Source organism: Betaproteobacteria bacterium, assembly GCA_016720925.1.
Classification (GTDB): domain Bacteria; phylum Pseudomonadota; class Gammaproteobacteria; order Burkholderiales; family Usitatibacteraceae; genus UKL13-2.
This window is the reverse complement of record JADKJR010000007.1, coordinates 26,062-37,931: the sequence shown is the minus strand read 5'-3', so window position 1 is coordinate 37,931 and position 11,870 is coordinate 26,062. Positions and strand designations below refer to the sequence as shown.

At 58.3% G+C, this 11,870-nt stretch carries 7 protein-coding genes and 1 pseudogene; 5 read left to right on the top strand and 3 right to left on the bottom strand.

From position 1 onward, the window contains the following. The first annotated feature begins 81 nt into the window (after positions 1 to 81). Both glnE and pepF read left to right on the top strand, forming a co-directional pair. Positions 82 to 2,847: a bifunctional [glutamate--ammonia ligase]-adenylyl-L-tyrosine phosphorylase/[glutamate--ammonia-ligase] adenylyltransferase gene (glnE, locus tag IPP88_11990; protein MBL0123410.1), complete on the top strand. Its 2,766-nt coding sequence runs from the start codon at positions 82 to 84 to the stop codon at positions 2,845 to 2,847. A 67-nt stretch (positions 2,848 to 2,914) separates the two neighbouring features. After that, on the top strand, positions 2,915 to 4,852 hold the full coding sequence (gene pepF / locus IPP88_11985) for an oligoendopeptidase F (GenBank protein MBL0123409.1): 1,938 nt from the start codon (positions 2,915 to 2,917) through the stop codon (positions 4,850 to 4,852). A gap of 69 nt (positions 4,853 to 4,921) precedes the next feature. Here the strand turns inward: pepF and recN are convergent, their stop codons facing one another. Both recN and IPP88_11975 read right to left on the bottom strand, forming a co-directional pair. Next, complete coding sequence (recN, locus tag IPP88_11980; protein MBL0123408.1) at positions 4,922 to 6,631, bottom strand: DNA repair protein RecN; 1,710 nt, start codon at positions 6,629 to 6,631, stop codon at positions 4,922 to 4,924. Between the two features lie 3 nt (positions 6,632 to 6,634). After that, positions 6,635 to 7,519, bottom strand: a complete 885-nt coding sequence (locus tag IPP88_11975) for an NAD(+) kinase (protein MBL0123407.1) — start codon at positions 7,517 to 7,519, stop codon at positions 6,635 to 6,637. A gap of 153 nt (positions 7,520 to 7,672) precedes the next feature. On the opposite strand from IPP88_11975, the pseudogene hrcA reads away from it, so the two are divergent. The 3 genes and pseudogenes from hrcA to IPP88_11960 all read left to right on the top strand — a co-directional run bounded on the left by hrcA (position 7,673) and on the right by IPP88_11960 (position 10,690). Then, positions 7,673 to 8,685 (top strand): annotated as a pseudogene (gene hrcA / locus IPP88_11970) (heat-inducible transcriptional repressor HrcA). A gap of 152 nt (positions 8,686 to 8,837) precedes the next feature. Next, a complete protein-coding gene (locus tag IPP88_11965) occupies positions 8,838 to 9,953 on the top strand; it encodes a ferrochelatase (GenBank protein ID MBL0123406.1) in 1,116 nt (371 codons plus the stop codon). Positions 9,954 to 10,102: 149 nt separating this feature from the next. Beyond that, positions 10,103 to 10,690 (top strand): CBS domain-containing protein, encoded by a 588-nt coding sequence (locus tag IPP88_11960; protein MBL0123405.1) that lies wholly within the window; start codon positions 10,103 to 10,105, stop codon positions 10,688 to 10,690. 69 nt (positions 10,691 to 10,759) lie between these two features. On the opposite strand, the gene IPP88_11955 is transcribed toward IPP88_11960, so the two are convergent. Next, positions 10,760 to 11,518 (bottom strand): helix-hairpin-helix domain-containing protein, encoded by a 759-nt coding sequence (locus IPP88_11955; protein MBL0123404.1) that lies wholly within the window; start codon positions 11,516 to 11,518, stop codon positions 10,760 to 10,762. Between the last annotated feature and the right edge of the window lie 352 nt (positions 11,519 to 11,870).

Here is an 11,870-nt window from a genome sequence, read left to right as displayed (position 1 = left end):
CGTGATCGGTTAGCGAAGTGAAGATGCTTACGTGCTATTTTAACGGTGCCCCGTCCACTCTGGACGACAACTTATTTTGTCATGACTGCACTAACCTTTGACGCACAACTTGCCAAAACGTTTCGCGCCTCGCGCTATGCGGAACGAATGTGCAATGCAGATGCCGGCTTGACCGGGCGGATCAGCGAAGGCATCGCGGTGCCGCTATCGGCCGAAACGATGCTCGCCTGGCTGAATGGCGACAAGGGCGATGAACGCGACGAGGCGGCATTCCACGCGCGTCTGCGTTCTCTGCGGCGCTACGCCATGGTTCACACCATCTTCAGGGATATCAACGGGCTGGGCACATTTGCGGAAGTCGTCGGGACCATATCGGCGCTGGCCGATGTCACGCTCACCGCCGCGCAACGGTTCCACGCGCGCGCAATGGCGGAACGCTTTTCGCTCGATGACCCGGAAGGCGAGCACGCCCAGTTGCTCATCGTCGGCATGGGAAAGCTGGGTGGGCGCGAACTTAACGTCTCGTCGGATATCGACCTGATCTTTGTCCATGCCGAAAACGGCGAGGCCAACAGCCATCGCTCCTGGCACGAATTTCACGCTGAGCTGGGCAAACGCATCATCCGCGCCATCGATCATGTCGATGCCGATGGTTTCGTGTTCCGCGTCGACATGCGGCTGCGACCGTTCGGCGACAGCGGCCCTCTCGTCTCCAGCCTGGCTGCCCTCGAAACCTACTTCATTACCCAGGCGCGCGCTTGGGAACGCTACGCGTGGCTGAAGGGGCGCGCAATCACCGGCGCGGCGCCGACCATTGCGGCCCTTGAGACGCTGGTGCGATCTTTCGTCTATAGGCGCTACCACGACTACGCCGCCATCGAAGAGATGCGTGATTTACACGGCCAAATTCGCGCCGAAGCCACCAAACGCAACCGCCTCGACGACATCAAGGTGGGCGTAGGCGGCATTCGGGAAATCGAATTCATCGCCCAATTGTTCCAGCTTATCCGCGGCGGACGCGAGGCATCGCTGCAAACGCGTTCGACCCGCGAAGCGTTGGCGCAATTGGACGCGCACCGTATCCTCACCGCCGAACGAGTCACCGCGTTGCAGCTCGCATACACGTTCCTGCGCAATCTCGAGCACCGCCTGCAATACCTGGATGACCAGCAAACGCAATCCCTTCCGGGTGGCGAAGATGACCGGCAGCGCATCGCCGAGGCGATGAATTACCCGGACTGGGAGTCATTTCTCGTGGCGCTAAACAGGCACCGTGACATCGTTACCGGCGAGTTCGAGGCGCTGTTTTCCGCACCGGCAGGAAAGGTCAGATCGGCTTCAGCGGCGACACCAGGCGCCGAGGCGCTCGGTCAGGAGGTAAGAGGCATCGCGGCCGCCTTGGGACCCGAGATTGCCGAGACGATCGGCGCCCGCATTGACGCCTGGTTTTCCTCTTCACGCACAGTGACGCTTTCCGCCAGGTCGCGCGCACGCATGGAAACGCTGATTCCCTTTGCATTAAAAGCGGCACTGCATGAAGACCACGCGCCCGCGACTGCGGTAAAAGCATTCTTTCGATTGTTTGATCTCATCGAAGCGATCGACAAACGGGAGACCTATCTTGCCTTGCTGGTCGAGTATCCGCAGGTGCTGGAACGGGTGGCGCGCATCGCGGCAAACAGCGCGTGGGCGGCCGATTTCCTGCGGCGGCATCCGATCTTGCTCGATGAACTCATTACGCCGGCAGATAAAAGCGCGGCGCTCGACTGGCGGGCCGAGCGGCGTGCGCTACAGGCAGCCTGCGACGCTGCTGATGGCGATATCGAGAAACAGTACGAATTGCTGCGGCATGCCAAGCAAGTCGCCACGCTGAAACTCAATGTGGCGGATATCGAAGGCCGGCTGAGCGTGATGGCATTGTCCGACGAGCTATCGGCGCTCGCCGACATGTTGCTGGATGTGGCGCTGGTACTCGCTTGGCGGGCGCTCAATTCACGCCAGACAAATGCGCTGCCCGCCGACGCTCGGCCCCCCAAAAAAGCCGTCCCTCAATCGGATAAAAACGACTGGCAATCCCCGGCCGGTTTCGCGATCATCGGCTACGGCAAACTCGGCAGCAAGGAGCTTGGCTACGCCTCCGACCTCGACCTGGTGTTCCTCTACGATCCCGCAGCCGGGATCGAACCCGATCGCTACGCCAAGCTCGCGCAGCGCCTGACCAGTTGGCTCAACACCATGACGGCCGGTGGTGTGCTGTATGAAACCGACTTGCGGCTGCGTCCCGATGGCGATTCTGGCCGGCTCGTATCGAGCCTGGATGCTTTTCATGATTACCAACTGAAGCGCGCGTGGACGTGGGAACATCAGGCGCTCACCCGTGCGCGCTTTTGCGCCGGCGATGCATCAATGGCCGCGCCTTTCGAGTCGATACGCCGGGAGGTGCTCGCCGCGCCGCGCGACAAACTGGTGCTGCGCGGTGAGATCACTGACATGCGCGACAAAATGCGCGCCGAAAAACGCGATCGCGCCGATCAGCTGGACCTGAAGCACACGCTTGGCGGCATTGTCGACGTGGAGTTCATCGTGCAATACCTGATTCTTGCCTACTCGCACGAGCATCCTGAGTTCCTCGGCAACCTCGGCAACTTTGCGCTGCTCACCCGCGCCGCCGCGCTGGGCATCATCGATGAAGGCCCCGCCGCGATCGTTGCCAAGGCTTACCTCACTTATCGCGAAAGGCAGCATCGTGCGCGCAATAACAATGAGCTGAAAACCTGGGTGGGACTCGACGAATTTAGCGAGGAGCGGCAAGCCGTCGTGCGGGTATGGAAGGGATTGTTTGGGTGATGCTCCACCAGTAGACTCAAGCACCGGCGCGCCTTCCAGTCCGTTTCCTGCCTGCGCACCGCGCCAGATGGCGATCTGCTGCATAATTGCGCCACACTTTTCAAAACCAGCCAGGATTATCACCGATCATGAAGAAATCTTTTCGTACGTTGCAGATACCGCTCCCAATACTCGGCGTCCTCGCCTTCGCTTCCCACCTTCGCGCTTGCCGCCGAACGCCCCTGAAGATCGCTGGAATCTCGCCGACCTCTACCCCACCGTGCAGGCGTGGCATGCGGACGCCGCCAAACTCGACGCGCAGCTAAAAGAATTCGGCGCATGCCGTGGCAAGCTGGGTGAATCCGCCAAGCGCCTGAAGGCGTGTCTTGATCTCCAAAGCGATGCAACCAAGCGTTATTTGCGTCTCGACGTGTATTCCAATGAACTGCTCTCCGAAGACACCGGCGCCGCCGCCAGTCTGGAACTGAGCCAGAAATCGCAAGTGCTGGGTACGCGGGCGAATGAGGCCAATTCTTTCATCAGCCCGGAAATCCTGGCGCTCGGCAAAAGCAAAGTTGCCGCATTCATCAAACAGGAACCCGGCCTGAAAATCTACCGCCAGCCGCTTGACCAGATCCTGCGTGCCGCACCGCATACGCTCGATACGAAGGGCGAAGCACTCATCGCCACGCTCGGTTTGTCGGCGAACGCGACCGGATCCGTCTATAACATTTTCACCAATGCCGAGTTGCCATGGGCCACCGTGAAACTCGCCGATGGCAGCAGCGTAAAGCTGGACAAACCAGCCTACGAAAAATATCGCGAATCCGCGAGTCGCGACGATCGCAAGAAAGTCTTCGACGCGTTCTTCGGTAGCTGGAAGGAATTCGAACGAACCTTTGGCGTGACCTTTTACGAAAAGCTGAAAGAGGACACCGCGCTATCCAAAGTACGCAAATATCCCGATAGCCTTGCGCGGGCGCTCGATGGCAACAAGATTCCCGCGGCGGTCTACGACACGCTGATCGCCCAGACCAACGCCAACCTGCCGACGCTGCATCGCTACTTTAAACTGCGTGGCCGCATGCTCGGCGTTGCCGAAATGCGCTACTACGATATTTATCCGCCGCTGGTGAAAAGCGACTTTAAATACCCGATCGACGCCGCCAAGCAATTGATGCTCGATTCATTGAAGCCAATGGGACCGGACTACGTGGCCGCCGTGAACAAGGGTCTGAAGGATCGCTGGATGGACGTGTACCCGCGTCCGCGTAAAGCCTCGGGCGCGCATATGGCCGGTGCAGCCTACGACGTTCACCCCTTCGTGCTGATGAACTACAACGACAATTACGAATCCGTCACCACCCTCTCCCATGAGTGGGGCCACGCGATGCATTCGTACCATTCCAACGCCGCGCAACCGTTCGTGACGGCCGACTACGCCACTTTCGTGGCCGAGATTGCCTCGACCTTCCAGGAGGCGCTGTTGCTTGACCACGTCCTAAAAATCGCTAAAACCGACGATGAACGCATGCTGTATCTGGGCGCCGCACTCGAAGGATTGCGCGCAACCTACTTCCGTCAGGCGATGTTCGCCGAATTCGAGCGCGAAGCACACGCCCGCGTCGATCGTGGCGAACCGGTCACGGGCGAGGCGCTCACCAAACTCTATGGCGAGATCCTGCGCCGTTATCACGGCGACAAGGAAGGCGTGGTAAAGATCGACGACCAATACGCCATCGAGTGGGCCTACATCCCGCATTTCTATTACGGCTACTACGTTTATCAATACGCGACCTCGATTGCCGCGAGTTCACTGTTTGCGGAGTCGGTGCTGAAAAACGAGCCGGGTGCCAAGGACCGGTATATGAAACTGCTGAGTGCCGGCAGCTCTGACTATCCGTACGAGATGGTGAAAGCCGCGGGCGTCGACCTTGCCTCACCGGCGCCGTACAAAGCCGTCGCCACGCGGATGAATCGGATCATGGATGAGATTGAGGCGATTCTGGCGAAGCGGGGAAAGTAGCGAGAGACATTAACACTCAAGCACTGGTGCGGCTGACAGAACGAAAACCTCTGTAAAGCTGCGCCAATACTAGTCTTTTGATTCCAGGCGCGCCGCGTTTTCCAGCATCTCTGCTGCCGCACGCTTGGTCGCCACCGTAATCGTGATGCCACCCAGCATGCGCGCGATCTCATCGACGCGGCTCGCGTCGGTGAGCGGCACAATCGACGTGGTCACCACGCCCTCTTTCGCTGCTTTTGCCACCTGGAACTGATGCTGCGCACACGCCGCCACCTGCGGCAGATGCGTGACCGCCAGCACCTGATGGTTTTGGCCGAGCGCGCGCAGCAATCGGCCCACGACTTCCGCCACGCGTCCGCCAATGCCGGCGTCTACTTCGTCAAAGATCATCGTGCCGACGCCGCCTTTGGCCGAGGCCATCATCTGGATCGCGAGCGAAATGCGCGAGAGTTCGCCGCCCGAGGCGATCTTCGCCAGCGGTCCGAGCGGCTGGCCTTCGTGCGCGGAGACCTGGAATTCGCAGCCTTCCAGGCCATTTGCGGAGGGCTCACGCGCGGAGAATTCCACGGCGAACTTACCACCGGCCATCGCGAGTTGCTGCAGCGACCTGGTCACATCCGATGCGAATTTCTTTGCGGCTGCCTGGCGTGAACGGGTGAGTTTTTTTGCGACGTCCATGAATGCGTTCAACGCGGCGCGTTCCTGTTCGATCAGCGCATCAAGTGATTGTCCACCGCCCAAGGCAGCCAGCCGGTCGCGCTTTTGCGCCAGGAATTCAGGAATGCGCGCGGGCTCAATGCGGAACTTGCGGGCGATTTCCTGCACGTCGGCAATTTCACGATCGAGATCGGCAAGGCGACCGGGATCGACATCGAGTTTGCGCAGATAATGCCGCAGACCGGTCACCGCCTCGCGCAATTCCACGGCGGCGCTATTGATGAGCGCAACGGAGTCCGACAGGGCGGGATCGGTTTCGGCCGCGTCGCCGAGATCACCGGACAGTTCATCGATTCGCGAGAGCACGTCGTTGTCCGCTTCAGACAAGCCGTTTACCGCGGCTTCGGCGGCGGCAATCAGGCTCGCGGCATTGGCGAGCCGGCGCTGGTCGGCCTGCGTATCTTCCCAGCGCAAAACGGTGAAATTGAATTTTTCCACTTCGCCGATTTGCCAGGTCAGATCCTCGAATTCGCGTGCGATGGCCGCTTCGTTGGCTTCGCGCGCCGCGCGGATGTTGGCGAGTTGCGACCATGCGCCATGCCGCTCGCGCACGTCAGCCAGCAGCGCGTCGTTTTGCGCAAAATCGTCGAGCAGCGCGAGTTGTGCGTCGCGCCGCAGCAAGGTCTGGTGTTCGTGCTGGCCGTGTATGTCGATCAGACGCCCGGCCAGATCGCGCATCTGCGAAAGCGTGACCGAGTTGCCATTGATGAAGGACTTCGAGCGCCCGCCGACGTCAAGCACACGGCGAAACAGGCAGACATTTGCGTCGTCCGCATTGTCCTCATCGTTCCCCTCCCCTGCTGCCGCGAGTTCGTTTTCGGCAAGCCATTTGCGCGCGGACTTAACAGAGGAAAGATCAAACTCGGCGGCGATTTCCGCACGGGTCTGGCCGACTCTCACTACATTGGCTTCGGCGCGTGCGCCCAGCGCGAGCGACAGCGCGTCGATCATGATCGATTTGCCGGCGCCGGTTTCGCCGGTGAGCGTGGTGAATCCGCTCTCGAAATCGAGTTCAAGGCGATCGACGATGACGAAATCGCGGATGGTCAGGGAGCGCAGCATGTATCAGGAAGTTCGCTCATTCCAGTGCAACTTGGTGCGCAACATCGCAAAGTATGAATAACCAAGCGGATGCAGCAGCCTTAGTGGTTTGGGGTGAGCGCGCACCGCGACCACATCATCCGTGGTCGGATCGAAATACGATTGAACGTCAAAATTTACCCGCGCGTTGATCCCGTGCAGCAATTTCACGCGAACTTCCGAGGTGGAGGAAATGGCGATCGGCCGATTGGAAAGCGTGTGAGGAGAGATAGGCACCAGCGAGATGGCCGGCAGGCCCGGCTGCAGGATCGGCCCGCCGGCGGACAAGGCATAGGCGGTGGACCCGGTCGGCGTGGCGATAATCAGGCCATCGGCGCGCGCGGAATAGACGAACTCACCATTCACTTCCACGGCAAACTCAATCATCGTGCCCATCGCACCGCGGCTGACCACCACATCATTCAGCGCGACCGAGCGGAATATCGATTCGTTGTCACGGATGATTTCGGCCTCAAGCAGGGTGCGCTGTTCTTCATGAAATTTGCCATCGAGCAGGTCTGAAAGCGCCTCGGCGGCGCCGTCCGCGGAAATATCCGTCAGGAAACCCAGGTGCCCAAGGTTGATGCCCACCAGCGGCACACCGTGGCGCGCCACGATGCGTGCCACGCCTAGCATGGTCCCATCTCCCCCCACGGCGATGGCCAGGTCAGCGTCCTCGATCAATGCATCCAGGGGATCGCGTGGCATGACCTTGTCCGGTTGCACGGTCGCGAAACTAGCGGTGCGCGTATCGAGCTGCACCACTATTCCACGGCGTTTCAGCACATCGATCAGGGTGTTGAGGGGCGCGGTCACGCCGTTGCCATCAGGCTTGGCGATGATCGCGATCGTTTTGAACTTGTTTATCATTTAGCCGAATTAAATCACAGGATTGCGCATTGAAACTGCGGCGCAGCGTTTCAAAGCACATTTGGCAGCGATGATTCACCGCGCAAAAACACAAAACGCATGGCATTAATAAAGGCCGCACACAACCGTCTCTTTTTTTGCCACAATAGTCCCATGTTGTCCGAACGCGCCCAAACCCTGCTCAAAATTCTCGTCGAACGCTATATCGTCGACGGACAGCCGGTCGGCTCGCGCGCGCTTTCCAAGTATTCAGGCATGGAACTTTCCCCGCATCGATTCGCAACGTCATGGCGGATCTTGAAGAGATGGGATACATCGCCAGTCCGCACACTTCCGCCGGTCGCATTCCGACGCCGAAGGGCTATCGCCTGTTCGTCGATACGCTGCTGACCATCCAGCCGCTGGAACAAATTGATCGCCAGCAGCTTGAACACAATATCCGGCCGGATGATCCGCGACAGGTGGTCGCATCCGTCTCGCAACTGCTTTCCGATCTCACCCATTTTGCCGGTATCGTGATCACGCCGCGCCGCCGCGGCGTCGGGCTCAAACATGTCGAATTCATGCCGCTGTCGGAAAAGCGTGTCCTGCTGATCATCGTCGCCTCGGATGGCGACGTGCAGAACCGTATCCTGATTACCGAAAAAGCCTTTTTGCCTTCGCAATTGACCGAAGCCGCCAATTTCATCAACGCCCATTACACCGGCTACGATTTCGATCAACTGCGCGACAAGGTGAAGTTCGAGCTCTCGCAATTGCATCGCGACATTTCGACGCTGATGTCAGCCGTGGTCGATGCGCGCGGCCAGGGATCGGATTCGTCGGGCGTGGTGGTCTCGGGCGAGCGCAATCTGCTGGACGTTGACGATGTTTCCGTGAACATGAAGAGCATTCGCCGGTTGTTCAATGTATTTGACGAAAAAACGCAGTTGATGGAATTGCTGGACGTAAGTCAGCGCGCCGAAGGTGTGACCATTTTCATCGGCGGCGAATCAACACTCGTGCCGCTGGATGAATTCTCGGTGGTGACGGCTCCCTATGAAGTTGACGGGCAGATTGTCGGCACCGTCGGAGTCATCGGCCCGACACGCATGGCGTATGAGCGGGTCATCCCGATTGTAGACGTGACGGCGAAATTATTGTCGTCGGCGCTGAGTCAGCATTAAGGGTAATCTCGTCGCCAGCTTTTTCGTCATTCCCGCCTGTGCGGGAATGACGAACTTTGACATGGCATTACTATTAAACACTAGCACTGGCGAGCCTTTCGGAGCATTTTCGGCCTGCATACCTCGCCAGTGCTAGACTTTACTGATCAAAAATGGCCTACCAACCCGAGCCCGCTTTTACCCACGGCACCCCATCCGCGACCGGCATCTTGCTGGTAAATCTTGGCACGCCGGACGAACCGACCGCACCGGCGGTGCGCCGCTATCTCAAGGAATTTCTTTCCGATACGCGCGTCGTAGAAATTCCCAAGGCGATCTGGTGGCTGATCCTGAACGGCATCATCCTCAATACGCGGCCGAAGAAAACCGCCAAGAAATACGCCGGCATCTGGATGAAGGAAGGTTCGCCGCTGCGGGTGTATACGGCCCGGCAGGCACAAATGTTGCGCGGGTACTTGGGCGAGATCGTCAAGAGCCCGCTGAAGGTCGAATACGCGATGCGTTACGGCAATCCCTCGATTGAAACCGGCATCGACAAACTCAAGAGTGCCAACTGCGAAAACCTCCTGATCCTCCCGCTCTATCCGCAATATGCGTCGAGCACGACCGGCGCGACCTTTGACCAACTCGCCCGCGTGCTGATGCAAAAACGCAACGTGCCGGGAATCCGCATGGTACGTAGCTATCACGATCATCCCGCGTATATCAAAGCCGTCGCCGAAAATGTGAAGGCCGAGTGGATGAAGATCGGCCGGCCCAATTTCGCGACGGACAAGTTGCTCATGACGTTTCACGGACTGCCGAAATTTCATCTCGACAAGGGCGACCCTTATCATTGCCAGTGCCACAAAACCGCGCGCCTCATCGCTGATGAACTGGGCTTGTCGAAAGACCAGTTCATCGTCACCTTTCAGTCACGCTTCGGGCGCGCGGAATGGCTGCAGCCCTACACGGACAAGACGCTTGAAGCTCTAGGGAAACAAGGTACAAAACGCATAGATGTCATCTGCCCGGGCTTCGGCGCGGATTGCCTGGAGACGCTGGAAGAAATCGCCGATGAAGGCAAAACCACTTTCCTGAAGGCTGGTGGCAGTGAATTCCAGTACATCCCCGTCGCCAATGACACGCAGGCGTTTGTCGGTGCATTGACGGAAATTGCGCGGGAGCATCTGGTCGGCTGGGTAGATGAAAGCTGGGATCGGGACGCTGCCAAACGCGAAGGCGAACTTTCGACGCAGCGGGCAAAGGCAATCGGCGCCAAGTGCTGATTTGCCAACATTGTGGAAGCAGTCATGGCATTCCGGCACGACCCCGATGACATTCATCTGCCGATCAAGCTGGATAACACGGCCGCCGGTTGTTTGCCCGGGTGCCACCTGGCCCGGATGTCATCAATTGCCGCAGGAGGCATTTCGCAATGCGCAACTATCATCCCTTGATCGAGCAACCTCTAAGCGGCCAGGTCTTTATCGCCCGCCCGGCCCCGCCGAAATCCATTGCGCCAGAATCGCCAGCCTTGGACGCGATGACCGACCTGCGCCATACGCATTCGGCGCTGGTTGAACCGCAAACCAGCGTGGACGCGGCGCATGCGTACATGGTGCAACGTGGCGTACGTCTATTGCTCGTGATGAGCGAGGAAAGAAACCTTGCGGGCATCATCTCGGCGCCCGATATTCTCGGCGAAAAGCTCCTGCGATTCAGCCAGGAACATCGCGTGAAGCACAGCGAAATCCTGGTATCGGACATCATGACCCCGCTGGACAAGCTTGGCGCCATTCCGATCGCCGATGTAAAGCTCGCCAAGGTTGGCGAGGTCATCGCCAGCCTGCGCCATAGTGGACGCCAGCACGCGCTGGTCATGGAAACCGGTGCGCATGGCATGACTGACATCTGCGGTATTTTTTCACTCACGCAGATCGAGCGCCAATTGGGAATGATGATTCCGTCGTCTGGCGTGGCGACGACGTTCGCGGAAATTGAAGCGACGTTGCTGTCGAGTTGAGCGCGGCGGCGGAAAGGGCCGAAAAAAAACCCGCGATCATTCGCGGGTTTTTATATCAGAACGGCTCGATTACTTCTTGGCAGCCTCTTTTACTTCGTCAGCTTTCTTGTCTGCCTTGGCTTTTTCTACTTTCGCTTCCTTCTTGTCAGCTTTCTTGGCTTCGGCAGCAACTGCTTTTTCTTCCTTCGCCGTGACAGCAGCGTCTTTCTTGACAGCCTTGGCGTCAGCCTTCGCGTTGCCCTTCTTTGCTTCCGCGGCGGCAGCAGCTTTTTCTGCTTTCTTGGCAGCAGCGGCTTCTTTTTTCGCGGCGGCGGCTTCCAGCTTCGCGGCTTTGGCATCGGCCTTGGCGTCAACTTTCTTGGCATCGGCAGCGGCAACGGCTTTTACTTCCTTTTTGTCGGCAGCGACTTCTTTCTTGACGGCTTTAGCGTCGGCCTTTGCGTCGGCCTTCTTGACGTCAGCAGCGACTGCGGCTTTTTCGTCTTTCTTGGTGGCGGCGATTTCTTTCTTTTCAGCTTTGGCTTCAGCCTTGGCTGGCGCAACCGCAGCGGCCGCGGGAGCAGCGACGGTGGTCTTGCCGGAAAGGCTCACGTCTTTTTCAATTTTCTTCAACGTGCCTTCACCAATACCGGGCACCTTGTCCACGTCAGCGAGTGACTTGAACGGGCCATTCTTGGTGCGATGATCGATGATCGCTTGCGCCTTCACTTCGCCGATGCCGTTCAGGCTCATCAGCTCTTCTTTGGTCGCGGTATTTACGTTCACGGCTGCGAACGCGATCGAGATCGACGCGAAGAACGCGGCGACGATTGCGATGATTTTCTTCATTTGTGTTCCTTGAGTGAGTAAGTTAAACGAGACACTTCTTGCCCCGATCGGCGCGCCCAATACAATTGGCGCATACGTTCGAAGCGGTTCCTTTTTGCCCATCGATACAACCTGTGACAGAACCGCTATCGTTAAAACGATGGCCTCATGAAACGGTTGACGCATGCCGTAGCGGATATTATTTAAGGCGATTTTCGCTACTACACATACGTGAGAAATGAACTGCGCCCCCACGACATTGCAAAATGATTTGTTGTTCAGCAACATCAAGTCGCGCTGCAATCAACAAAACCTGTTGATTATACAGGATATTCCGACCAGAAGTTCAAGACTTTGAGAAATCGGACTTCCG